This window comes from Winogradskyella damuponensis (assembly GCF_039538385.1).
Lineage (GTDB): Bacteria > Bacteroidota > Bacteroidia > Flavobacteriales > Flavobacteriaceae > Winogradskyella > Winogradskyella damuponensis.
Map to the genome: position 1 here is coordinate 261,703 of NZ_BAABCB010000018.1, position 25,460 is coordinate 287,162.

The 25,460-nt window shown below is 33.0% G+C and carries 27 protein-coding genes; 6 read left to right on the forward strand and 21 right to left on the reverse strand.

Going from position 1 to position 25,460, the window contains the following annotated elements; all coding sequences use genetic code 11:
- Window positions 1-15 precede the first annotated feature (15 nt).
- Together ABD730_RS09790 and hutI are read left to right on the forward strand one after the other, a co-directional pair.
- Entirely contained in the window at window positions 16-1,437 is a 1,422-nt protein-coding gene (locus tag ABD730_RS09790) for a T9SS type A sorting domain-containing protein (RefSeq protein ID WP_344714244.1), read from the forward strand.
- Between the two features lie 97 nt (window positions 1,438-1,534).
- Entirely contained in the window at window positions 1,535-2,770 is a 1,236-nt protein-coding gene (gene hutI, locus ABD730_RS09795) for an imidazolonepropionase (protein ID WP_344714246.1), read from the forward strand.
- 62 nt (window positions 2,771-2,832) lie between these two features.
- On the opposite strand, the gene ABD730_RS09800 is transcribed toward hutI, so the two are convergent.
- Window positions 2,833-3,720 carry a chromosome partitioning protein ParA gene (locus ABD730_RS09800; protein WP_215925772.1) on the reverse strand — a complete coding sequence of 296 codons (888 nt, stop codon included), beginning with the start codon at window positions 3,718-3,720 and terminating at the stop codon, window positions 2,833-2,835.
- A gap of 113 nt (window positions 3,721-3,833) precedes the next feature.
- Here ABD730_RS09800 and ABD730_RS09805 point away from each other — a divergent pair, with 113 nt between their 5' ends.
- Window positions 3,834-4,853 (forward strand): formimidoylglutamase, encoded by a 1,020-nt coding sequence (locus ABD730_RS09805; protein WP_344714248.1) that lies wholly within the window; start codon window positions 3,834-3,836, stop codon window positions 4,851-4,853.
- Window positions 4,843-5,307 carry a GNAT family N-acetyltransferase gene (locus tag ABD730_RS09810; protein ID WP_344714250.1) on the forward strand — a complete coding sequence of 155 codons (465 nt, stop codon included), beginning with the start codon at window positions 4,843-4,845 and terminating at the stop codon, window positions 5,305-5,307. The genes ABD730_RS09805 and ABD730_RS09810 overlap by 11 nt, the downstream gene beginning before the upstream one ends.
- Window positions 5,308-5,312: 5 nt before the next feature.
- On the opposite strand, the gene ABD730_RS09815 is transcribed toward ABD730_RS09810, so the two are convergent.
- The 8 genes from ABD730_RS09815 to ABD730_RS09850 all read right to left on the reverse strand — a co-directional run bounded on the left by ABD730_RS09815 (window position 5,313) and on the right by ABD730_RS09850 (window position 14,702).
- Window positions 5,313-7,007 carry a hypothetical protein gene (locus ABD730_RS09815; RefSeq protein ID WP_344714252.1) on the reverse strand — a complete coding sequence of 565 codons (1,695 nt, stop codon included), beginning with the start codon at window positions 7,005-7,007 and terminating at the stop codon, window positions 5,313-5,315.
- Window positions 7,008-7,120: 113 nt separating this feature from the next.
- On the reverse strand, window positions 7,121-7,648 hold the full coding sequence (locus tag ABD730_RS09820) for a hypothetical protein (RefSeq protein WP_252723643.1): 528 nt from the start codon (window positions 7,646-7,648) through the stop codon (window positions 7,121-7,123).
- Window positions 7,649-7,688: 40 nt separating this feature from the next.
- Complete coding sequence (locus tag ABD730_RS09825) at window positions 7,689-8,924, reverse strand: DUF6638 family protein (RefSeq protein WP_334469350.1); 1,236 nt, start codon at window positions 8,922-8,924, stop codon at window positions 7,689-7,691.
- A 143-nt stretch (window positions 8,925-9,067) separates the two neighbouring features.
- Complete coding sequence (locus ABD730_RS09830) at window positions 9,068-9,655, reverse strand: NUDIX domain-containing protein (RefSeq protein ID WP_344714256.1); 588 nt, start codon at window positions 9,653-9,655, stop codon at window positions 9,068-9,070.
- 68 nt (window positions 9,656-9,723) lie between these two features.
- Window positions 9,724-11,679, reverse strand: a complete 1,956-nt coding sequence (locus ABD730_RS09835) for an AAA family ATPase (RefSeq protein WP_334469354.1) — start codon at window positions 11,677-11,679, stop codon at window positions 9,724-9,726.
- A gap of 146 nt (window positions 11,680-11,825) precedes the next feature.
- On the reverse strand, window positions 11,826-12,095 hold the full coding sequence (locus ABD730_RS09840; protein ID WP_344714554.1) for a four helix bundle protein: 270 nt from the start codon (window positions 12,093-12,095) through the stop codon (window positions 11,826-11,828).
- A 67-nt stretch (window positions 12,096-12,162) separates the two neighbouring features.
- Complete coding sequence (locus ABD730_RS09845; protein WP_334469358.1) at window positions 12,163-13,206, reverse strand: hypothetical protein; 1,044 nt, start codon at window positions 13,204-13,206, stop codon at window positions 12,163-12,165.
- 149 nt (window positions 13,207-13,355) lie between these two features.
- Complete coding sequence (locus ABD730_RS09850; protein ID WP_334469360.1) at window positions 13,356-14,702, reverse strand: microtubule-binding protein; 1,347 nt, start codon at window positions 14,700-14,702, stop codon at window positions 13,356-13,358.
- A 408-nt stretch (window positions 14,703-15,110) separates the two neighbouring features.
- Here ABD730_RS09850 and ABD730_RS09855 point away from each other — a divergent pair, with 408 nt between their 5' ends.
- Window positions 15,111-15,335 carry a hypothetical protein gene (locus tag ABD730_RS09855; RefSeq protein ID WP_334469362.1) on the forward strand — a complete coding sequence of 75 codons (225 nt, stop codon included), beginning with the start codon at window positions 15,111-15,113 and terminating at the stop codon, window positions 15,333-15,335.
- Window positions 15,336-15,549: 214 nt separating this feature from the next.
- On the opposite strand, the gene ettA is transcribed toward ABD730_RS09855, so the two are convergent.
- From ettA to ABD730_RS09890, 7 genes are all read right to left on the reverse strand, one after another.
- Complete coding sequence (ettA, locus tag ABD730_RS09860; protein WP_334469363.1) at window positions 15,550-17,241, reverse strand: energy-dependent translational throttle protein EttA; 1,692 nt, start codon at window positions 17,239-17,241, stop codon at window positions 15,550-15,552.
- 51 nt (window positions 17,242-17,292) lie between these two features.
- Window positions 17,293-17,475, reverse strand: coding sequence for a CAL67264 family membrane protein (locus tag ABD730_RS09865; protein WP_110475140.1), 183 nt, complete (start codon window positions 17,473-17,475; stop codon window positions 17,293-17,295).
- A 102-nt stretch (window positions 17,476-17,577) separates the two neighbouring features.
- Entirely contained in the window at window positions 17,578-18,303 is a 726-nt protein-coding gene (locus ABD730_RS09870) for a pirin family protein (RefSeq protein ID WP_344714269.1), read from the reverse strand.
- 25 nt (window positions 18,304-18,328) lie between these two features.
- A complete protein-coding gene (locus ABD730_RS09875; RefSeq protein ID WP_334469369.1) occupies window positions 18,329-18,766 on the reverse strand; it encodes a MarR family winged helix-turn-helix transcriptional regulator in 438 nt (145 codons plus the stop codon).
- A gap of 23 nt (window positions 18,767-18,789) precedes the next feature.
- Entirely contained in the window at window positions 18,790-19,071 is a 282-nt protein-coding gene (locus tag ABD730_RS09880; protein ID WP_344714272.1) for a GNAT family N-acetyltransferase, read from the reverse strand.
- A 2-nt stretch (window positions 19,072-19,073) separates the two neighbouring features.
- Window positions 19,074-19,604 (reverse strand): NADPH-dependent FMN reductase, encoded by a 531-nt coding sequence (locus tag ABD730_RS09885; protein ID WP_344714275.1) that lies wholly within the window; start codon window positions 19,602-19,604, stop codon window positions 19,074-19,076.
- A 17-nt stretch (window positions 19,605-19,621) separates the two neighbouring features.
- Window positions 19,622-19,975, reverse strand: coding sequence for a DoxX family protein (locus tag ABD730_RS09890; protein ID WP_344714277.1), 354 nt, complete (start codon window positions 19,973-19,975; stop codon window positions 19,622-19,624).
- A gap of 144 nt (window positions 19,976-20,119) precedes the next feature.
- Here ABD730_RS09890 and ABD730_RS09895 point away from each other — a divergent pair, with 144 nt between their 5' ends.
- Window positions 20,120-21,748: an acyl-CoA carboxylase subunit beta gene (locus tag ABD730_RS09895; RefSeq protein ID WP_215925789.1), complete on the forward strand. Its 1,629-nt coding sequence runs from the start codon at window positions 20,120-20,122 to the stop codon at window positions 21,746-21,748.
- 70 nt (window positions 21,749-21,818) lie between these two features.
- Here ABD730_RS09895 and ABD730_RS09900 read toward each other — a convergent pair whose 3' ends face one another.
- From ABD730_RS09900 to pfkA, 5 genes are all read right to left on the reverse strand, one after another.
- The gene (locus ABD730_RS09900) at window positions 21,819-22,001 is read right to left on the reverse strand and encodes a hypothetical protein (RefSeq protein WP_215925790.1); all 183 of its coding nucleotides are present in this window, start codon (window positions 21,999-22,001) and stop codon (window positions 21,819-21,821) included.
- Window positions 22,002-22,101: 100 nt separating this feature from the next.
- Window positions 22,102-22,464, reverse strand: coding sequence for a methylglyoxal synthase (locus ABD730_RS09905; RefSeq protein ID WP_215925791.1), 363 nt, complete (start codon window positions 22,462-22,464; stop codon window positions 22,102-22,104).
- 1 nt (window position 22,465) lies between these two features.
- A complete protein-coding gene (locus ABD730_RS09910; RefSeq protein WP_334469378.1) occupies window positions 22,466-23,329 on the reverse strand; it encodes an N-acetylglucosamine kinase in 864 nt (287 codons plus the stop codon).
- Window positions 23,330-23,405: 76 nt separating this feature from the next.
- A complete protein-coding gene (gene gap / locus ABD730_RS09915) occupies window positions 23,406-24,407 on the reverse strand; it encodes a type I glyceraldehyde-3-phosphate dehydrogenase (RefSeq protein WP_344714280.1) in 1,002 nt (333 codons plus the stop codon).
- A 32-nt stretch (window positions 24,408-24,439) separates the two neighbouring features.
- A complete protein-coding gene (gene pfkA, locus ABD730_RS09920) occupies window positions 24,440-25,426 on the reverse strand; it encodes a 6-phosphofructokinase (protein WP_215925794.1) in 987 nt (328 codons plus the stop codon).
- Window positions 25,427-25,460: the final 34 nt, after the last annotated feature.

The window sequence follows — 25,460 nt, forward strand, 5'->3', positions numbered from 1 at the left end:
CAAACTAAAATTATTATGAAAACAAAACTACTAGGCTTACTATCAGCATTTTGTATTACTATAACCGCAAATGCTCAAACTGATTGGGCACCAAAAACAACAATTGATAATGCTACTGGAGACACTCCTTACGCCATTGACTCAGGTCTAATGGATAATGATGGTAACATCGATATTTTAATAGGTACAGAAGCCGATAACATAATAGTATGGTATAAAGGTAACGGTGACGGTACGTTTTCAAAACAAGCTGAAATTACCAACACACTAGTAAATCTTGGAAGTATTAAATTAGCTGACCTAAACAATGACACTCATATGGATATTTTGGCTGCTGGGTATGGAAACTATACAGGTTCTATAGGCTCTGATTCAAAAATTGTTTGGTTTCAAGGAGATGGTACTGGATCTTTTGGTGCAGAGCAACTGATAACCGATGCTTATGATGGCATGAGTGGTATCTTTGTTGGTAATATTGATGCAGGAACAACTCCTGATATTGCTCTAACGTCTAATGCTGATAACCAAGTCGTATGGCTTTCTAATGATGGATCTGGCAACTTTACAGTTGGTGGCACAATAGATAACACATTGTCGGGACCTGGAGTTGTTAATATGAAAGATATTGATAACGATGGAGATTTAGATGCTTTAATAGGAACAACAAATTACGCTGGAGATGTTTTAGAAATTTTTAGAAACGACTTAATTCCAGGAGGTGCAGTTGCATTTACAAAAGATGCCACATCTGTTGCTACTGGAAAAGCAGGCCTTTTTTATGTCTCTTTTGAAGATTTAGACGGAGATGCAAACTTAGATATCTTAGCTACTGAGATTTCTTATGGAAGTGGCCCTACTGGTCATTTATACTGGTACGAAGATAATGGTGCTGGTTTTACTGAAACAACATTTACGACCTCTACAAACAACCCTTCAATGGCTCAAGCTAAAGATTTAGATAATGACGGATTAGTTGATATTATATTAAGTAGTGGTGCGCTAGGAGATGTTATTGATTTGGTGTGGTTTAAAAATAATGGTGATGGCACTTTTGGTCCTGAACAAATTATAAACGATACACAATCTCAAGTTTATGTATTTACTGTTGCAGATTTTGATGGTGATTTGGATTTAGACATTGCAAGTAATGCTTATGGTGCAGACAATCTAAATTATATTGAAAACCTTTATGAAACATTAAGTGTTGCAGATTTTGATGCAACTTCAATAAAGATTTTTCCTAATCCTACAAAGGATGTTTTAACCTTTGAAGGTATTAATGAAACTATTAAAATTTCAGTTTTTGATGTTTTAGGAAAGCAAGTATTAGAACAAACATTAAATTATGGAGAAACACTTAACGTATCTCAATTAGTGAGTGGTCTATACACCATTAAGTTTAATAATAAATTTGCTTCAAAATTCATAAAGGAATAAAAAATCATCTTTGTAAAATCTAAAAACGCTAGTAAATTACGACTAGCGTTTTTTTTTGTTCAAAAAAATAGCAATCTTTACAAAAATACCAATCCATATGTCTATCCTAATTACCAACATTAAACAATTATTACAAGTTCACGACTCTAACGTTACTATTGTAAAAGGTGATGCTATGAAAAATTTACCTATTATAGAAAATGCGTATGTCTATATAGACCACGATACTATTATTGAATATGGTAAAATGGAAGACTACAGGCCTATTGAAGCAGATACTGTTATAGATGCCACAGGAAAAATTGTGCTACCATCTTGGTGCGATTCTCATACCCATGTTGTCTATGCAGGTGATAGAACGTCTGAATTTGTAGATAGAATTAACGGATTGTCTTATGCTGAAATAGCTAACAAAGGTGGAGGAATTCTAAATTCTGCAAAGAAACTTCAAGACACTTCTGAAGACGATTTATTTGAACAATCAATAAAGCGATTAAATGAACTTATAGCCATGGGTTCTGGTGCTGTAGAAATTAAAACAGGCTATGGTTTAACCACTGAAGCTGAACTGAAAATGCTACGTGTTATTAAACGAATTAAACAAGAAAGCTTAGCCAAAATTATACCTACACTATTAGCTGCACATGCTATTCCTGAAGAATTCAAATCTAAAAAACAAGACTATATTAAATACATCACAGAAGAGTTAATTCCACAAGCTGCTAAACTAAATATTACACATTACGTCGATGTATTTTGTGAAGAAGGTTACTTTGACATTAAAGACACTGAAGCTATTTTAGAAGCTGGAAAAAAATACAATTTAAGACCAAAAATACACGTCAATCAATTTAATATTTTAGGCGGCATAGCACTTGGAGTTAAACATAATGCACTTTCTGTAGATCATTTAGAAGAATTAAACGATGACGATATTGAAGCTTTAAAAGGAAGTGATACCATTTCAGTTGCTTTACCTGGTTGCTCCTACTTTATAAGCATTCCTTATACACCAGCTAGAAAAATTATTGACGCAGGTTTACCATTAGCCATTGCTACAGATTACAATCCTGGCACGGCTCCTAGTGGAAACATGAACTTTGTTGTTAGTGCTGCTTGTGTAAAACTAAAGCTAACTCCTGAAGAAGCAATAAATGCAGCAACTATAAATGGTGCTTATGCTATGGGAATTAGTAATATGTACGGCAGTATCACAAGAGGAAAAAAGGCAAATCTTATTATTACAAAACCTATGAATCATTATAGCGAAATACCTTATGCTTTCGCGCACAATCCTATAGAACAGGTCATCATAAACGGTCAATTGTTGTAACAAAAAAAATCCAAAAGTACGCTTTTGGATTTTCTTACTATTAATTAATCAATATTCATCTCTTACTTCATTGTAAACTCTGAAGAGGAAATTAATTCTTTATCGTTAAATACATTAATCTTATAACGTCCTTTTTCAAACTTGGAGTCTTCTAATTCATTGATGTATTCACAAATATTTAAATTTCTATTCTCGTAGTTAAATCTACTAATTAAGCTGTAGTTTAACACTTGATCTTCAAACTCAATTTGGTCGTTAGAACCTAATACATTATTTTTTGGATCAATTACTTGTATATACAATTCCTTGTCTCCAGCCTCAGCTAAAGTGTTTTTAGCGACTGTAAAACATACTTTAAGTTTATCACTTCTACTCGCTCGTTCAGTTGGAATTTGCTTTCCGCTTCTTCTTTCTATCACTCCCAATCCTACTAGACCTACTGTTTGCAATGCTGCAGCATCTCTAACAACTGTAGCTAATTCTGTGTTTTGTACCAAAAGCGAATCTGTAAACATCGTACGTTCGGCTAATTGAACATTTGTACTATCTAACGATGTTGCTAAATACTCATTTTCAACTTTTAAACGGTCATTTTCAGTTAACAAAATATCCATTTCCTCCTGTAAGGCTAGATATTTCTTTTTGTACCTCCATAAGCTACCAACACTATTTTGAGAAATTTTTAAAGAATCCATTAAACCTTGAATACGCTCTCTAGCAGCAATGATTTCTTCATTTTTTATTTCACTTTCAGCAATCGCTTCATCATAATCTTTAGCCATATTACTAAGATCATTCATTACTTGTTGCTTTTCGCTAACTAATAATTTTTCGTTCTCTTGCTTTTCATTGTAAAGCTTAGATGTATAAAATGCAGTACCTAAGAATAATACCGCAAGTATAACTAAGCCAACTTTTAATCCTGTGTTTGATTTTTGTGCACCTTCCATAAACTGTTTGGTTTTAAGTATTGTTAAATCTAATTTTTTTTAATTGTTAATTTGAGATCAAAGTAATTAAATAAATCTGTACTTTTATTCTAATATATTAATTTTTTACCCAAATGGAACATCTTACCCTATTTACAGAAAAAGAACAACAACTGCTTTTAAAGAAACGTACAGGTGAAACAAAATTTGGAGAACATGTTCAGTTAACTACTAACCTCACTAACATATACGATGATATTGTTAATTTAGATGTTGACTTTGTTTTATTTGGAATAAAAGAAGATATAGGCGTTTACGGAAACCTCGGACAAACAGGTACTTATAAGGCTTGGGAAGCCACTCTAAAAGTTTTGTTAAATGTCCAGAGTAATAGTTTTACACAAGCAAAACGTGTTTTAATATTAGGACATTTAGAGTATTCTGACAAACGCGAAGAACTACTAACATTAAATACCTCTAAAAAGAAAAATCTAAATAAAATTCGAAAATACACAGAAACCATTGATAAAGATGTGACTCATATCGTTTCTTCAATTATTAAAGCTGGGAAAATTCCGATAATAATAGGTGGAGGTCACAACAATGCTTATGGAAATATAAAAGGTTCTGCTTTAGCAAATAACGAAAGAGTCAATGTGATTAATTTTGATGCACATTCCGATTTTAGAGCAGAAGAAGGGAGACATAGTGGTAACGGTTTTAGCTATGCTTATGCTGAAGGATTCTTAAAAAATTATTTTGTATTTGGTCTTCACGAAAACTATACTTCTGATACCTTACTCAAAACCATGAAGAAAGTAAAATCTATTAAATATAATACTTACGAAGCTATTGAAGTTAGAAAAGAACTCGATTTTAATTCAGAAATGAAAAATGCATTAACTCATGTTTCTGAAAAACCTTTTGGTATTGAAATAGATTGTGATGCCATAAAAAACATACCTAGTAGTGCTATGACTCCCAGCGGATTTAGTGTAAAAAAAGCAAGACGATTTGTTAATTACTTTGGTAAGCATGAAAATGCTACATATTTACATATCTGTGAAGCGGCACCTACTCAAAAAACAGAAACTAAAGTTGGCAAATTAATAACTTACCTAATTACAGATTTTATTAGAGCTCATGGAAATTAAAATTATAGATTTTCATGCCAAGTATACCCAAAACTTCTACGATTTAAATATTGAATGGTTAAAAGCCTTCTTTTATGTTGAAGCTTATGATGAGGACGTTTTAAGTCAACCAAAAAAACACATCATTAGTAAAGGTGGTTTTATTTTCTTCGCTATAAAAAATGACAACGTTGTTGGAACTGTTGCTTTAATGCCAACTGAGGAAACAGGCCTTTTAGAATTAACTAAAATGGCTGTATGTCCAGAACAACGCGGTAAAAAAATTGGGCAACGTCTATTACAGCACTGTATTGATTTTGGAAAAGCACAAAATCTAAACGGGCTACTACTCTACTCTAGCAAAAAATTAGAAAACGCTATTTATTTATATCGAAAATATGGATTTGAAGAATTACAATTAGAACGTAATTCGCCTTATGTTCGTTCCGATATTAAGATGTTATTAAAGTTATAAGGCTATTAATTCCCAACCGCCTTTAAAGAATCGATTTGACGCTGTAATCTATCAATAGCATCTGTATTATCTTCTACTTTTGGAATACGCATTAAAGAATCCATTTCGCGTTCCATAATATCTTCATCTTTTGGCTGTTCGTTGTAATAATAGCCAATACCTTCACTGGCTCTCCAAGCTTCATTTAACTGATTATACACTTCCTTATCCCAAGTACTTGGATGTTTTACATCTATCCAAATCACATCTCTGTATTCGCTATCAATTAAAACCAAATCTGGTGTAGCAGAACCATCAAATTGCTGAGCATCTGAAGAACTAATAGAAGATATAGTTCCTAAGAAAAACATACGCTTTCTACCTGCAATGTCTTTAATATAAGGCCTAAACTCTACTGGTGTACTCGCATTCCAATCGTATTCTTTTCGAGATTCTTTTACTTTTAAAGGCATTGCAGAAACACCTGCATAACCTTGTTTTTTGGTTGCATGATCATAATAATACATTTTATCCGTTCCATCTGCTGGAATAAAAACGCTATAACTTAAACTGGTACGTTCATTTCCTACTGGTTCTAATCCAAACCAATGGTATAAGCCACTGTATGCATCAGAGTTTGAGCCTGCAAAATCAAAATCAGTAACATAAGGTTGTTGGTTTTGGTCTTTTGGCATAATTGGAATTTTTACAGCCGTTTCCATATTCCAAGGTAATGGATCACTAAAACCACCTAAAAACTTTAACGATTCTGCTTGCAACTGTGATACCTTTTCTGCTAAGGTGTTTTGTTTATTTAAAAACGGATAATTTTTAATATTATCTGGACTCACAAATGTGCCTTTTCCAATGGTAATACGCTCTATATAATCATTAATATCGTGCTCACCACTATCTATAATCATCACACCACCAAAACTGGGATATGGAAAAAAGAAACCTTTCCATTTTATTAAACTCACCACTTCTACCCAATTACCATCATCATTTTTCATGTAAAACGTATCACTTGGTTCATAATTAAATAACATCCAAGGATTAAAACGTTGCACAACAGCATTGTATGTGTTACGACTAAATTTTAAAGATTCTCCAATTGAAAACGTTACCGAAATACGATTTTCGTTAGAAAAACGAGGAAATGGAGTTGTACTACTCACAGCAAACACTTCTTCTGTGTTATCACTTATTTGCTGCATTACATACTTCTCACTTGGCTGAATAGCCATAGTCCATTTATTTTGATCATCTACTCTAACCAAATGCGGTAAAGACACATCTTTAGTTTCTCCAACACTTTCGTTGGCCATAGAAAAGATGTTTCTTAAGGGTTGGATACGTTCGTTTTGTGTTAATGGTAGTTCGTTAATTTCTACTTTATTAAGATCATTAAACACATTATAGGTTTTCATGTAGTCGTACATTTTATAATGCCAACCAACACCATATAGTAATCCAAAAAAGACAATTAGTAATGCTAAAATTCCTAAACGACTACCAACATGAGCAGAGTTTCTAAATTTACGCAAACCAAAATATAAAACTAAGCCACTAACTAATATGACGAAAATATACTTTCGTAGAAATAGCAAAACAGGTTGGTAATCGTCTCTAAAAAAGAACAATAAAATTAATAATAGCAACACTACAAAAATGGTAATTCGTTTTTGTTTACCTCCTTTATTCCAGTATGATTTTATCATAGTATCAATTTCTCATTGCGAAGCTGACTATTTTTTCAACTCTAGCAATCGGTTTGTTTTATAATTATTAAGTCATGTTATGTAAAGCACTTAAACTTCATAACGTATTTCAACTACATTAGACCCTTATCTTTCAATCGGTCACGTGCACTTGTTTTTTCAACTTCAGGTTTAGATTTAATTTCTTGTTTCACTTCTGTTTCAACCTTAGCATCTTTTGATTCTAAATCATGAATAAAATCTTTTCCTTTTTCAACAGTATCCTTAACAGCATCTAAAAGCGAATCACTTTTTTCGTCAATAACCTCAGATGATTTAAATACAAAATTTGCCAAATACGTCCCTAATAAGGTACCAAAAATACTAGATGCGAATAATGATATGGTTGCTAAATCAATAGGAATTACAAATCTAACGACAACAATTCCAACTAAAAAAAGCACTCCAATATAAACCAAACGCATTAAAAAAGACTGCTGATATAGAAACCCTTTTGTACTACTTTTAGGCATCTGTAGCTCTTTAGAGTAAAATATCTTATTAAAAAAACGATATACTTTGTTACTTTTAGATTCGCGCCAATACAATACAATTCCAAACAGTATGGCTGCAATAAAAACTATTATTTCGAGTGACATCATAATCTATGTTTTGGTTTCTTATAAAATTAGTCTAATTATATTAAATATTGTTACGAATACGCTCAATTACCCAATCCTTAAAAGAATCGTCCCAAGTGTCGTAATTTTTATAAAACTGTTCTTTATCATACCAATACAAGAATAACACATCCATTGGCGCAATATTAATTAACAATTTATGAATTAAATCACGATGCTCAGACGACAATGACGAATGTGGCTGATGCAACGCAAAATATAAATCTTGATCTACGATATCTTCAATTTTATAAGCATTACTGCGTTCTAATTTTTCAAGATACAGTTCAACGCTCATTACTTGCTTCCTCGCATTGATATCAATTTTATTCAAATAACTTTTGAATAACACTTTATCATTCAAAATAGCTGCAATTGGGTGTTCTGTATCTTTTAAAAATTGTGCTAATTCGTATTTCTTAATTCGGTCGTAATTTGGTGTTTTTACAATGTGTTCTAAATCACATTCTATAATGATATGATCCTTTAATTTAGCAACTAATTCCGGTTGTGAGATATGATAAATTAGCACATCGTGAATGGTATCTTTTATGGCTTCTTTATAAAATTCTTTGCTTTCAAAAACAACAATTGGTTTTATAAAATCTCGAAGCAAATACACACCATCAAAAGCTCTTGTATAAAATGAGCCTGTTGTATATTGTAATGGTCCTAAGCTTAAATCTCTGCCTCTTAAATCGCCATAAGTTGTAGCAGAATTTAATAATAGCTGGTGAATATCTTCATCTATAAAATTATTACCTAGCCTAAACCTATCTACTAATCTTAATTGCTCCTTTTGCTTTTCTTCGAGATGATCAATTAAGCGGAAAGTAATATTGACTTTGTCATACTTTAAGACATCTAAAGGTTCATAAAACACATCGATGTCTTGATCAAAATCAATACAGATAGCAGAATCTCTAGTAATATCATTGATTTTCTGGCCATGTGTTCTAAACACATGTTGCATCATATCTTTATCAAACGAATGAAAAGGTAAATACACAGGTTTTCCTTTTTGCAATGGAGAAATAATAATTCCATGCGGATTTGCATCACCATGATTAAGGTAATGCATATTATTCATTTCTTCAGCAACTTCAGGACTCCAACCAATACCATCTATAAAAAAAGAGGTCAATGTTGTTTCTTTAAACCCTAGAGTTTTTAAGCATTTATTGTAACGTTCTACTAATTTTCCACTGATGGGAATAAGTTCGCTTCTGTATAAATTTGCTTGTTTTAGTTTTTGCATCTTGTTGCCGCAAATGCGGTAATCTAAATTTTTCTTTTATTCTTTTTTGACATGAATTTTACTAATTCTCACTAACTCTAGTGATAACGTACAGTATTCAATTATATCAAAACTCTATATTTTATTTCAAATCAAGTTCCTATCTATACAGGAATTAATAATTCATTAATCTGAGCGTATTGCAATAACATAATCGTTTTTGCATCTATAATTTCTTCGTTCTTTACCATTGCTATAGCTTTAGAAAATGAAAGTTCTAAAATTTCAATGTCTTCATCTTCGCTTTCTAATCCTCCACCTTTACTTACTTTCATGGTTTCATTATATTCTGCCACAAATAAATACATCTTTTCCGTTAAGGCACCTGGTGAGGTATATGCGGTTAAAACTTGTTTAGCATTATCAATTTTATAACCCACTTCTTCTTCTGTTTCCCTAATTATGGTTTCTAAAGGCTTATCATTATTATCTATGGCACCTGCACATGCCTCAATAGACATACCTTCATTTTTATTGTTCTCATAAGCTGGCATACGGAACTGCTTAGTAAGAATCACCGTTTGTTTTTCTACATTATACAGTAATATAGCAGCACCATTACCACGATTGTAACATTCGCGAGATAAACGTTTCCATTCTCCATTTTTAAATTGATAATCGTAATCAATTCTATCTAATCTTGCCCATTCTTTAGAAAGGGTTGTTTTAGTTATGTTTTTTAGGTTGTTCATGAGATTTTTCATCGCTTATGCCTTATTCTGTCTGAAAGACAAAAACTTCATACTTTTAATATTTCACTTTATTTACCAAACTGTTCTCTAGCTTCAGTTTCAATATTCAACTGATTCACTCTTGCATCCACTTTTCGTTTAAAGTCTGTATCTGCAATCGTTGCCACATTATCTAAATAACGAATGACTTCTTGTCGTCTTATATCTGAAAAGTTTAAACCTTTCATATTAGACTTCATTAATTCTTGAAGCATATTGAATTTGGTATCATAATCCTTTTTGAAATACGTCTCTGGATTTTCAAACCAGTCTTGTTCTAAATCGAAATCGGTTAATCGTAATGAAATTGCAGATTGAATATTACGCACATCTCTTGAAGAGAAAAACGGAAATATCTTCTGAATTTCTTTATACAGAGCAGCATAAAACATGTGATCATTAGTTTCATGAAGCTTTTCAATTTTATCAAAGGTTTCGTGAACACGTGCTTCTGAAGGATGCTCTATGGCATTCAGAATTTCTCCCATGCTGTTTGCCAAACCTTGATCTGACAAGTATTTATAGGTTTCAGGATCGTCCATATTTACGAAATCTGGCATGGTATTTTGCAATTTCTTCCACCAGATATAGTCTTGGTCTACAAAATCGTGCTCAGTACGTGCACCATCTATTTTAAATCGACCTTGCACACGAGAAATCACTGCTTTATCTAACATTTCAGGCAAATTGGTAAATAAACCAATAGAACTGTTTCCGTAATTAACGGCATAAGCACCTTCGGTATACCTTAAAAATACACCAATCACCTCTTTAACACCAGCAGAAACTCCTTGCGCTGTTCGTTCTTGTAAATTATTTTCGGCATCATCAATAGGTGCAAAAATTAATTTTGTAGGATCTTGTAATGGCTTCATCCACTCTACCATTTTCTCTGCTGAACCACCTTGAAAGGTACTAATTAAAGTATCTGGCATGGGATGGAATAAAAATGGAATATCTAAATTATCAGAATGTTCTTTTAATCGGGTGGCGATGGCAGCAATCAACATACTTTTTCCTGTTCCCGGAATTCCATACCCCATAAAAACTGGCATAAAACCGCCTAATTCTTGAAAAGGATTTTTCTTAGCTTCAAAATCGTAACTCAGCATACGTTCGGTTAAACGACGTGCAAAATGTTTGGCATCTCTGTTACCTACAATTTGCTCAAACTGAATTTTATTAAACTCAACACTCTTAGCTGTACCAGAAAAAGCATTCTCCCAACCCGAAATTGCAAAGTCACTATTTTCTAACTTGTAAGTTCTGTCAACAATCGTTTCTGTATATTCTAAGCTACTTTTGCGTAGTTGAATTTCATCTATTAAAGCTTCAAAATAAACAACCGTAAAATCAATAACATCTTTGTCTGATTTAATGATTTCTGGATGCCCTAAATATTTGTCGTAATAAAATAACTGACACGAAATACCTTTTAAAGGTGTTAATAGAGACACTTCCGGAATACCTGCAAACTTCTGTTTCATCACCGATAAATCGTCTGAAGCATGTGGTTTTAAATCGTGTAAAATCTTATACGCTGTTGCAAACAACATAAAAGCCGTTGCTGTATGCATTTTGCTTTCGTACTCTCTCCTTCCAGAACGATCTAATGCCGATTTGTTTTCACTTAAACTCGATAAACCTGAAGCATCGTAATAGGAATCCTTAATCCAAATACCAAGATTTAAACCTTCCTGTACAGCATACAACGTTTGATTTAAATAAATTGGAAGTGCCACTGATTCTGGTAACAAACGTTTCTTTAAAGCTAAAACCGTTTTTGAAACAGATGTAACATTAACATTACTACCGTTATTCGCCCTAGATAAATACAATAAGATTGATTCATCTTTAGCATCATTATCTTTGTTTTTAGCGCGTTGACTTTGCTCCCATTGTATGGATTTTAAATACGATGTGGCTTCATCGCGAAGCATATCTAATTCATTTTGTTTTATAGGGAAAGTTGAGTTGTGTTCCATTTTTTTAGTCTTCAGTTTACAGTATGCAGGCTTCAGTATTTACTGTTCCAGCTTACTCTTGCTTTTTATTTAGTCTTCAGTATGCAGTCTTCAGTCTTCAGTACCAACTGTTGCGACTTCTTGTGTTGCTTAGTATTTTTATAATTTTATAATCCGAATTTATCAGGATGTTTCATCATGTAATTGATAAGCTTTCCTATTTCTTCACTTTTATATTGTAATTCATTTTTCTTTTCTTCTGAAATATAATCACATGCTAAAGCAAAATCTAGCCATAATTGTGTTTCAGAATTTTCACTGTCAGCGTCAGATAATTTACTTTTAAAATGCTTTTCGTACTGTCGTTTTCTATAGCCTTCAGCAATATTAGAACAAACCAACCTACTAGTTCTTATCATTTGCGACGATAAGCCAATACTGTTTTAAAAGACATATTAATATTTACTGATTCTGACTGCTAACTGAGGACTGCACACTGCAGACTCATTCCATTTTTAATTCAGAAATCTGAATAGGCGACATTGCTAACTTATTCATAATTTCAGGTGTTTTATTATATAGTAATTGTATGATTCGATGTGGCGCAAAGACGTATCGTTGTCTAAACATAGCATCCCAACGTTGATAGGTTTGTTTGCTAAAAAAACCACCTTCTTTAAATTCGCTTCCCGATTTTAATTCGTCTACTTTTAGTGAAATCGCATAAGATTCTAATGGAATTTCTTTATTTGCAATGCCTTGTAAAATGGCATGTGTCACTTTATTTTCATCCTTAGCAAACACATTATGAATTGGTCCTAAATCTACACGTTTTATCAGTTTGGGTAATACTTTTGGCAAACGCTTATCTATGCCATAAGCCATAGTATCTAAAGCCATTTCTCGGTCTGCAATAGACTTTAAAGCACTGTATATTTCACTGCGTTCTTTTAAAGGATCTTTGCCATCGTAATCAAAATACATGTAGCAAATGAATGGTCTGTTATGAGACACATCATAGAAGCTCCAGCTCACTAAATATTCAGCCGCTGAACCTTCTGGTGCTGCTATTATTTTACCTTGAACAAAACGGTTAAAAATATATTCTTTTTTGGCCGAGGTATAATACACTATTGAAGCTGCCTGAAAGAGCTTACGTTTAGCGATAGGTTCTTTCTTTCGCATCAAAGTGTCTAGAAATTCCTCTTTTAGCGTTTCTACATCTGTAAGCTTACCTAAGTAATCTTCTCGTAATGCTAAATCATTAAACAAATAGCGGAATTCTAAATAATTAGGAAAGCTTGAATCAGTTAAATCTACTTTCATGTTTTCCTCTTCGTCATACATGTATTTTACACGCATGGCTTCAATAGAATACAGCAACAAATCACTGTATTGCTTAAAGAGAAGTACTTCTTGTTGATTTAGTATTTGTTTTTGTTGTACAGCAACGATGAGTTCCTTTAATGCAAAATCTATCATTCTGTGATAGAACACATATTGTTCTTTGGAATCTAATATGGCGGAATCTAATGGTGTTACTATCATTTTTGTAGGCAATTGGCAGTATTCAGTTTGTAGTATACCAAGAATACCTGAAAAGTATTATTTAAAAATATATTGAATATATAGTGTTAGCCACAGTATTCAGTCTTCATTTGACTGTTAACTGAATACTACTGACTCACAACTTATTATTATCCTAAAAGGTCATCTTCGTTAGCTTCTGGTTTTGGTTCGCCTGCTGGCTCTCCTCCTCCGTCACCTGAAGGTGCGTTTGCATCTGCTGCGTAGTAATCTTCAAAAATTTCTTTCATATCAATTCCGTAACGCTCAGCAAAATTCTTTTGAATAGACTTATCCTTTTCTCTAATTTCACTTAAAGCTTCGGCATAACTACCATAAACCCCTTGCATAACTTTTTCGTGCACTGGAATATTATCCATCATTTCTTGACGTGCTCTAGCACTTGCAGTATGCATTGCGGCTAAAGTTTCACCAATATGCTCGTCTGTCTTAACACCTAAATGCTCTAAAATTGCTGCGAATTCTTGATCTGTACGTGCTTTTAAAGCTACCACATAACCATCGTAATATTTAAGACGCTCGTCTGTATCTGACTTTAATTTTGCACGATGCGTTTGTAAGTTACTACGTAAAGACGTTAATACTTTAATAGTTAAGTTATGTTTATGAACAAAACTATCTTTAGAAGCTGCTAATGTGGTATAAGCATTTTTAAGGCCTTCTAATTCTTCTACTTTTTGCTCTAAGGTGGTTACTTTGCTTAAAGCATCTGAATAATCTGTAGATTGTTTATCTGCAACTTCTTCTAAAGCTTGACGCGCTTGTTTTAATAGAGCATATTGCTCTTCAAGCTTATCCTCTACTTCTTTTTTCTTTTGAAGTGCTTTGGTATGATTATTAGACGCTTCAACAATAGCTGTTTTAAGACTTTCTTCGACTTCTTTTATTTCGATTTCTCTATCTTTTAAACGCTTAATTGCAGCCTGACTCTTAAATGATAATTCATTTAATAAGGTTTGAACATCTGCCGTTTCAATACGTTGTTGAAACATTGCTTTTGCTTTATTGTCTGATGCATCACGTTCTTTTTGAGCATTTTGAAGTTCTTGCTCAGCATCTTTAATCTTACTTTTACGTCCCCAAAGATTGTTCCACCACGTATCTGGTTTATTATTTGCATCTTCAAGTTCTACTTTTGCGCGCTCTAAACGCTTAACGGCATCATCAATGATTTTTTGCTCTGCGGCATTTAATGCAGAAAAGCCTTCAAACATAATACCAACTTCGTCCTGATAATCTGTTAAGTCTTTAATGGCATCTAATAAAGTAGTTCTATCTTTTTCGGCCATATCTACCACATTATCTAAGGTGGCATTTAATATTTTCTGACGACTTTCAGGATCATCTTCTTGTGCCAATTTAGACTTCATTTGGTCTATGGCTTTTCCCCAATTGACATCAACTTTCGCTGCTTTTTCGTTGGAACTTGTTTCTAATAAATCAAAATCATCAGACATATTGTGTGTGGTATTTGGTTGAACTATTTTCTGTAAAGCAATTTCGGTATTTTTTTAAGACTATAAAAACTTTACTTACTAAAATATATGTAGTCATACTTTTAACATTGTTACAACTTTCTTACTATTTTTTTAATATCTATGACACTACACCTACCAAATCTTAATTAATACCATATTTGTCATTTTATGGCATTATAACAAATTATAGAACTGTTAAAATTTGATTTATTAACAAATAACTTAATGTTGATTTTCGCTTAGAAACACTGTGTTTCGTCGGAAATTACAAACGCTTAATCGATAAATTTGTTGATTAAAAATTGTAAATATTTTAATATTAAGTATTTAACATTAAGTTTTTTTCTATCTTAGCATTCTAGAACCCAATTCTAAAACCATACTTATATGTTTAGTAACCTGCTTTCCAAAGCCTTAATTGTGACGACTACGCAACTTACTATGATTTTAATAGCTGTAGCGTCCATTTTTCTCGTTTTTATTCTTATAGCTATTGTGAAGATGTATAAGTTAAAAGCTGAAAACAAAAAATTAATGCAAACCAATGCCTACAAAGATTACGAAGAATCCAATCAAGATATTCCTAGTGGACATCTTTATGGCGACAACTAAAGCCGTTATTTAAAAACTAAATTTATCCGTTTTTATGGGCTGTTTTAACAAAGGCTACTTATAAAATCGTTACTACTTATAGGTTAGATTTGGTCATTTCTCTTAAATCCCATAAATTAAAATCAATACTAAAATATTTATAAAATAATCTCATTTATATATCATAAAAAAAGCCAGCAAAATTGCTGGCTTTTTTAGTTTATAACATTTAGTATTATCGTACTAATTTCTTATACTTAATTCGTTTTGGCATTAAATCACCACCCAAACGTTTCTTCTTATTTTCCTCGTATTCACTAAATCCGCCTTCAAAGAAATAGACTTGAGAATCTCCTTCAAAAGCTAAAATATGCGTACAAATTCTATCTAAGAACCATCTATCGTGACTAATCACTACAGCACAACCCGCAAAGTTCTCTAAACCTTCTTCCAGAGCTCTTAATGTATTAACATCTAAATCGTTAGTAGGCTCATCTAAAAGTAACACATTACCTTCTTCTTTAAGTGTCATAGCCAAGTGTAAACGGTTACGCTCACCACCAGAAAGTAGTTTTACCTTTTTATTTTGTTCACCACCAGAGAAGTTAAAACGGCTTAAATAGGCTCTAGAATTTACTTCCTTTCCTCCCATCATAACCAACTCTTGCTCATCACTAAAGTTTTGCCAAATTGTTTTTTCAGGATCTATATTAGAATGCTTTTGATCGACGTAAGCAATCTTTGCTGTTTCACCAACTTTAAATTCTCCTTTATCAGGATTCTCCTCTCCCATTATCATTCTAAAAATAGTAGTTTTACCAGCACCATTAGGACCAATAACACCAACTATTCCTGCTTGAGGAAGATTAAAATTTAAGTTGTCGTATAACAATTTATCATCATAAGCTTTAGCAACTCCAATAGCTTCAATTACATTAGTTCCTAAACGTGGACCGTTAGGAATATAGATTTCTAATTTTTCGTCAAGTTGTTTTTGATCTTGACTCATTAATTTATCATAGTTCTTCAAACGTGCTTTTTGCTTTGTTTGACGCCCTTTTGCTCCTTGACGTACCCAATCTAGCTCACGTTCTAAAGTCTTTTGACGTTTAGACGCTGTTTTACTTTCTTGAGCCATTCGTTTTGATTTCTGATCTAACCAAGACGAATAATTTCCTTTCCAAGGAATTCCTTCGCCTCTATCGAGTTCTAAAATCCAGCCAGCTACATTATCTAAGAAATATCTATCGTGCGTTACAGCGATAACAGTACCTTTATATTGTGCTAAATGATGCTCTAGCCAATGTACAGACTCTGCATCTAAGTGGTTGGTAGGCTCATCTAATAACAATACATCAGGCTCTTGTAATAACAAGCGACATAAGGCTACACGACGACGTTCACCACCAGATAGCACTCCAATTTTCTTATCACCATCTGGAGTTCTTAGCGCATCCATTGCAATTTCTAGCTTGGTATCTAATTCCCAAGCATTAGCTGCATCAATCTGATCTTGCAGTTCTGCTTGGCGATTCATTAGCTTTTCCATCTTATCGGCATCGCTATATACTTCCTCTAATCCAAACTGGTCATTGATACTATTATATTCATCAAGAATAGCCACAGTTTCAGCTGCTCCTTCTCGTACAATTTCCATAACCGTTTTATCGTCATCCAGTTGCGGCTCTTGCTCTAAGTAGCCAACCGTATAACCTGGTTGAAAAACCACATCTCCTTGGTAGTTTTTATCTACCCCTGCTATGATTTTTAAAAGCGTAGATTTACCAGAACCATTTAGACCTAGAATCCCAATCTTAGCACCATAAAAGAAACTTAAATATATATTTTTTAAAACAGGAGTATTTGCTCCTGGAAAGGTCTTTGTGAGACCAGACATTGCAAAAATTACTTTTTTATCGTCACTCATAATTGTTAGTTTATTTATTGTAAAGTTAAACTATTGAACATCACAAATTAATTACACACGTCCTTTTAGAGCATTAAAAACCCATGCTATACAGAAAAAACCACCACCAACAGCAGCAAATCCCCAACCTGCAACATCATCGTATCGGAATGCGCCAAGCGCAATTAATCCAAATCCTACAAAAAGCATAATCCATGTAGCCCAAGCTAATACTGTATTTTTATTCATTGCCATAATCAATCTTAATTTTAATCGTTAGTTAGTTTACAAATATCGCATTTTAAATAAAAAAAGCATCACTATTTGTGATGCTTCTAATGTAAATTGTATCAAAAACTAAAAATTAATCATAGGAACTTCAATAAACAATAGCTCACTATTGGTTTTGGCTGTTATATTAAAACTATCTGTTTCTGAAATCCCTATAGCATCTCTAGACGCTAAAATATCTCCTTCAATTTTGGCTTTACCAGAAATCAACATCACATAAACACCATGAGTCTTTCCTTTTAATTGATATGTGAATGCTTCGCCTTCTGACAAATCAATTCTTGAAAGCTTAGCATCTTGATGAATTTTAAGACTTTCTGTATCACTATCATCAAAAGATGTTACTAATGTTTGAAGCTGTCCTTTTCGACCTTCAGCCTTAAATGTTTTCTGATCGTAACGTGGTTCAACATTTCGTTCTTGTGGTATTACCCAAATTTGGAATAGACTTAAATGCTCATCAAGCGATCCATTAATTTCAGAATGTTGTACTCCTGTTCCTGCTGACATCACTTGCACTTCATCAGGAAGAACAGCTTGCCAATCATCCTTCATATTATCGCGATGTTTTAAAACACCTTTTAATGGCATGGTTATAATCTCCATATTATCATGAGGATGTGTTCCAAACCCCATTTTTGGTGCTATAATATCATCATTTAAGACTCTTAATGCACCAAAATGTATGCGTTCAGGATTATTCCAACTTGCAAAACTAAAGGAATGTTTAGCTTGCAACCATCCATGATCTGCAAAACCTCTAGTGTCTGCTTTATGTAGTACTTTTTTCATGATAATGTCCTTTTATTGGTTTTAACTAGCGCATTTTATCGAGCAGATTACTTAATTGTTCCGCTTCAGCCTCACTTAAATTTTGAATTAACTCTTTATTCATATCATCAGGAATTGTGTTTAACAAATCCAAACCTTGCTGTGTGATTTCAATTTTAACCACACGCCTATCGTGTTCTGATGGCAAACGTTTAATTAATTGCTTAGCACAGAGTTTATCCATTAATCGTGTAGCATTAGGTGAACGTTCTAACATTCTATTTTTAATAGTCTGTACTTTCAAAGGTTCGTTAGCACCTCTTAAAATTCTTAAAATATTATACTGCTGCTGTGAAATTCCAAAGGCTTTAAAAGATTCGCTTTGAATACTCGTAATCCAATTAGCAGTATAAATAATATTTAGAAGCGCCTTAACTCTATTGTTTTCAAATTTTGAATTAATATCTTTAGATAAGTCTCCCATAATTAATAGTCTTAGAATTCTTTTTAAGCTTTGATATCATCATATTGCGTGGTCTTACCAAAAACTTTGGCGACATAAGGACAACTTGCTGTAGCCTGTAATTTGTTTTCTCTTGCGAAATCTGCAACCGCTTCTATTAATTTATGACCAAGATTTTGCCCTCTGTAATTCGGGTCAATCTCTGTGTGATTGATATCGATAAGACTTTCATTAACGTATGCATACGCAATTTCACCAATTTCTTTCTCATTATCTAAAAGATAGAATCTATTGCTCTTATTTGATGTGTCGTGTTTTAATTCCATGATTATAGACTGTTTTTAAAATGTTCCACTTTATTCAACAATTCTGTATTTAAATCGTCATTAGTAATCTTACCATCAGAAAAATTATCATAAAATGACGGTAGAGAAAACTGCCCTACAATATTAGCTTCATGTCTTGGAAAACGATCAGCAGCCAATTCTAAAACCGAAGCTCCACCTCTAGCTCCTGGCGATGTTGCCATAAGTAATAACGGTTTGTTTAAAAACGTTTTTTGCTCTACTCTAGAAGCCCAATCAAATATGTTTTTGAACGCTGACGTATATGCACCATTATGTTCTGCTAAAGCGATTATAAAACCATCAGCTCCTTTTAAATGATCTACAAAAGCTACAGCTTGCTCAGGAAAACCTTGAGCCTGTTCTCTGTCTGAACTATAAATAGGCATTTCAAAATCGTTTAAATCTAATACTGTTGTACTAACTCCATCTACTAATTGGGATGCGTAAGTGGCTAACTGTTTATTAATTGAAGTACTGCTATTACTTCCTGCAAACGCTATAATATGTTTCATTGATTTCTTATTTAGGTTTAATTTATTTTTTTATAAAAGATATATGATACCATTAGTAAAACAAATGCTAATACTGCTGCCATTTGTTCACCATCGCCAATCATATAATGAGCAAAAAAGGCCAATATAAATGCAAAAAAGAAGCCTGAATATGCCCATTCCTTCAAGGTTTTTAAACCTGGTGCCCAAAGCACTATCAATCCTAGTAATTTAACAACAGCATAGGGATATATAATATAAGATGGATATCCAAAATTTGTGAATGCCGTTACCATATCGTCATGTTTAAAAAAGTACATGCTAATGGAAAATAACATTAACAAGGTTAATAAGCCTGTAGCTACGTAATAAATAATTTTATTTTTTTTCATTTTTTATATGTTTTAATGATACAAATCTACAACAAAACAAATTAGTTTCCAAGGAAAATAATTCCATGTAACATTATTTAGCAAAACATTCGCTTTCCAAACATCGTTTCGTTTTGTAAATTCGTGCAAAACAAATCTGTATTAATGGATATCAAATTCAACCAAAACGAAGACCACAATAAACTTTTAGTTTCTGATCTAAAAAAACGCTTTGCAAAAGTAAAGCTAGGTGGTGGCGAAAAAAGTATAGAAAAACATCACGCAAAAGGCAAAATGACAGCTCGAGAGCGTATAAACTATCTGTTAGACCCAAAATCTAAATCTATAGAGATTGGTGCTTTTGCAGGTGAAGGCATGTATGAGCAATATGGTGGTTGTCCTTCTGGAGGTGTCGTTGTAAAAATGGGCTATATTAAAGGTAAACAATGTATTGTTGTTGCTAATGATGCCACAGTAAAAGCTGGAGCCTGGTTTCCTATTACAGGAAAAAAGAATTTACGTGCTCAGGAAATCGCCATAGAAAACCGTTTACCAATTATATATTTGGTGGATAGCGCTGGAGTTTTTCTACCAATGCAGGATGAGATTTTCCCAGATAAAGAACACTTTGGGCGTATTTTTAGAAATAATGCTGTAATGAGCAGTATGGGAATTACGCAAATTGCCGCTGTCATGGGAAGTTGTGTTGCTGGTGGTGCTTATTTACCAATTATGAGTGATGAAGCTTTAATTGTAGATAAAACCGGAAGTATTTTCTTAGCGGGAAGCTATTTAGTAAAAGCTGCCATAGGTGAATCTATAGATAACGAAACCTTAGGAGGAGCAACAACACACTGTGAAATTTCTGGAGTTACAGACTACAAAGCTAAGGATGATAAAGATGCTTTAGATAAAATTAGAAACATCGTTGATAAAATCGGTGATTTTGATAAAGCAGGTTATAATAGAACTGATTCTAAAAAACCAAAAGAGAATCCGGATGATATCTATGGAATTCTTCCAAAAAGTCGTGCTGACCAATACGATATGAAAGAGATCATAAAACGTTTGGTAGATAACTCTGAGTTTGACGAATACAAACAGGATTATGGCAAAACTATTATTACAGCTTATGCTAGAATTGAAGGTTGGGCTGTTGGAATTGTTGCCAATCAAAGAAAATTAGTAAAAAACAAAAAAGGTGAAATGCAATTTGGCGGTGTTATTTATAACGACTCTGCTGATAAGGCAACGCGCTTTATAGCAAATTGTAATCAGAAGAAAATTCCTTTGGTCTTTTTACAAGATGTCACAGGATTCATGGTTGGTAGTAAATCTGAACATTCTGGTATTATAAAGGATGGTGCAAAAATGGTAAATGCAGTTAGTAATTCTGTAGTTCCAAAATTCACTATTGTTTTAGGAAATAGCTATGGAGCCGGAAACTATGCGATGTGTGGAAAAGCTTATGACCCAAGGTTAATTGCAGCTTGGCCAAGTGCCGAACTTGCTGTGATGAGTGGTAATTCTGCGGCTAAAGTTTTATTACAGATTGAAACGGCTTCGCTAAAGAAAAAAGGCGAAAAAATAACAAAAGAAAAGGAAGAAGAATTATTTAATAAAATTAAAGATAGATACGATGATCAAGTATCTCCTTATTATGCTGCGTCTCGTATTTGGACTGATGGTGTGATTGACCCTTTAGATACCAGAACATGGATTTCTATGGGCATAGAAGCCGCAAATCATGCTCCTATTGAAAAACCATTTAATATGGGTGTGTTACAAGTTTAAAGTAATTTGTAATATAACCACATAAAAAAAGAGCGCAAATTGCGCTCTTTTTTTATATAATAATATGCTATTAAAGGGTTAACCCTTCACGTTTAGCTTTCTTTTCTTCTCTAATTTCTTTTAGACGTTCCATTGATGCACCAAAAATCCAGTAAGGAATAACGAAAGTTAAAAGGAAAATCATTAACCAAAAGCCTATAGTTAATATGGTTAAAAATGCTAAAAATCCTAAATATTGATCAAAGTCGAACATAATTCTTGTATCGTTTACGTTTTGTTAGTACAAAGATATAACCAAAATATAAGTTTTACAACAGGTAATCTTAGTTTTATTAACAGGTTATTAAAAAAATTTATAGAGACTTCATTAATAAATCTGCTGTAGCAGGATTTGTAGCCAAGGGCACATTGTGTACATCACACAGTCTCATTAACATAAGAATATCTGGTTCATGCGGATGGCGATCTAATGGATCTCTAAAAAACAAGACCATATTACACTGTCCTTCTGCTACTCGCGCTGCTATTTGAGCATCTCCTCCTAAAGGACCAGATAATAACGCATTAACATTAAAACCTGCTTTAGAGACTTTTTCTCCAGTTGTTCCTGTAGAAACTAGATTGATATTTTTGTGATGTAAAATTTCGCTATGCTCATTTAAAAACTGAACCATTTCTGCTTTTTTTCCATCGTGAGCTATTATAGCTATTTCCATATTAAAGATTTTTAACGTGATACTCGACTAAACCTTCTATTGGTCGTCTTACAAAATTACCGACTTTAAATCCGTATTCTTTGGCTACTTGCTTAATTTCATCTTGTCCAAAATAGGCAATAGAACCTGCAAAATGAACCGGAGTTCCTGCTTTTAATTCTTCTTTATATTGAAGAATCATATTTTCTGCAAACAGACGAATTCCTTTAGTTATGATATTACTAATATATTCAGAATCCTTATTAATAAACATAAACTCTGCATGGTCTGCTAAATAAGCACTAGGATTGGTTTGCTTATAAAGGTTATACTTAATATAGTCAGCATCTAGATTATGTTTGTGAGCAAAAGCCACGCTAATAGTATCTGGCATCTTTTTAAAGTAGTAATCCCTAATTAATTGCTTACCAAAATAGTTTCCGCTAGCATCATCCATTAGTATAAATCCAAGACTTGACACACGTTGATGTAAGTCTTTACCATCGTAATAACTACAATTTGATCCCGTTCCTAATATACAAACTACAGCAGCTTCATCATTTGAATTAATGCACGCTCTCACTGCAGCATAAGTATCTTCTCTTACTTCTACTATAGCACTTGTAAAAAACGATTCTAGTATCATTTTCAATAAAAGTCTAGGCTTTTCTGTGCCACATCCTGCTCCATAAAAGTAAACATGTGTAACCTCATTGGCTATTGCCATTAGCTCTTTACTTTTTCGGATCGTTTTATTGAGTTTCTTTTCAGCAACAATTGCCGGATTTAAGCCTTTAGTTCTTATTTTATCAACTGCTTGCTTACCGTTTTGATCTATCGCAATCCAGTCGCATTTTGTTGAACCTCCATCTGTAATTAGAATCATGATAATATTTTTATATAAAAATTCCGTAGCCTATGCAAACACATAATCCTACGGAATTTAAGAATTATATTATAAATTAAAGGTTATTAACCTTCTGTGCTAAATCTACAAGTTTATTAGAGTAACCAAACTCATTATCGTACCAAGATACTAATTTAAAGAATTTAGAATTTAATTCTATTGCAGAATCTGCATCAAATACACTTGTTCTTTCTTCACTAACGAAATCTTGAGATACTACAGCATCTTCTGTATAGCCCATAACTCCATTCATAGAACCTTCTGCCGCTTTTTTAACTGCAGCTTTAATTTCTGCTAATGAAGTCTCTTTTTTAGTTCTTACTGTTAAATCTACTACAGATACATCTACAGTTGGTACTCTAAATGCCATACCTGTTAGTTTTCCATCTAATTCTGGAATTACTTTTCCTACTGCTTTTGCAGCACCTGTAGAAGTTGGTATAATATTGTTAATAGCTGAACGACCTAAACGGTAATTTTTACGAGAAGGTGCATCTACTGTAAATTGCGTAGACGTTGCAGCGTGAATTGTTGTCATTAACGCTTCTTCAATTCCAAAATTATCTTCAATCACCTTAGCTAAAGGAGCTAAACAGTTTGTTGTACAAGAGGCGTTAGACACAATTGTATTATTCGCTGTTAATTTATCATCATTTACACCCATTACAAACATAGGAGCATCTTTACTTGGAGCAGAAATCACTACTTTTTTAGCACCACCATCTATATGATATTGAGCCGTTTCTAGAGTTGTAAAAATACCTGTACATTCTGCAACCACTGTTGCTCCAGCTTCATCCCACTTTAAGCTCTTTGGATCTCTTTCGGCTGTTACACGAATTGTTTTTCCGTCTACAACTAAGTTACCATCTTTTACTTCAACTGTTCCATCAAATCTTCCATGAACTGAATCGTACTTTAATAAATACGCTAAATGTTCTACATCTAATAAATCGTTTATTGCTACAACATCAACATCATTACGTTTTACTGTTGCTCTAAATACAATTCTTCCTATTCTACCGAATCCATTGATTCCTAATTTTAAATTTGCCATTACTCTATCTTTGTTTTTATTTTTGTTCTTAATTATATTGACATTATATCTGAAACTCTTAAAAGCTCCATGTTTATTTTAGATTTCCCTTTTACAGCTTGATCAAATGGTGTTAAATCCATAACATCATTTTTAATACCAACCATATAATTACTTTTACCTGTAATTAAACTTTCTACAGCTTTTACTCCCATTCTACTTGCTAAAACACGATCAAAACAAGAAGGTGCTCCGCCACGTTGCATATGTCCTAAAACAGAAACTCGTACTTCGTATTCTGTCATGTTTTCATCAACATAATCTTTCAGTTCAAAAACACTTTTTCCTATTTTATCTCCTTCTGCAACAACAACGATACTAGAAGATTTACCAGAAGCTTTACTTCGTCTTAAAGATTCTACTAAACGATCTAATCCTAAATCTTCTTCAGGTATTAAAATTTCTTCTGCACCTGCTCCAACTCCAACGTTAAGAGCAATATGTCCAACATCACGTCCCATAACTTCTATAAAGAATAATCGGTTATGTGAACTTGCTGTATCTCTAATTTTATCTATAACTTCTACAACGGTATTTAAAGCTGTATCATAGCCAAGAGTATGCGTTGTACCATAAATGTCGTTATCTATAGTTCCAGGAATTCCCATTACAGGAAAATTAAATTCTTGATTAAAAACCATAGCACCTGTAAAACTACCATCACCACCAATAACCACAAAAGCATCAATACCTGCTTTTCTTAATTGATTGTAGGCTGTTTGTCTACCTTCTTTAGTTCTAAATCCTTTTGAACGTGCAGACTTTAATATTGTACCTCCTTTATTGATTATTCCTTTTACACTTCGTGCATCCATCTCAATAAAATCGCCATCGATCATTCCTTCATAACCTCTATAAATTCCGTAGCATTTTATATCATGAAAAGCACATGTTCTAACTACAGATCTAATTGCTGCATTCATTCCTGGTGAGTCTCCACCAGATGTTAAAACACCTATTTTTTTAATTGTATGTAGCATTGTCTTAATTATTTATAGTAAAATTAAGAAACTA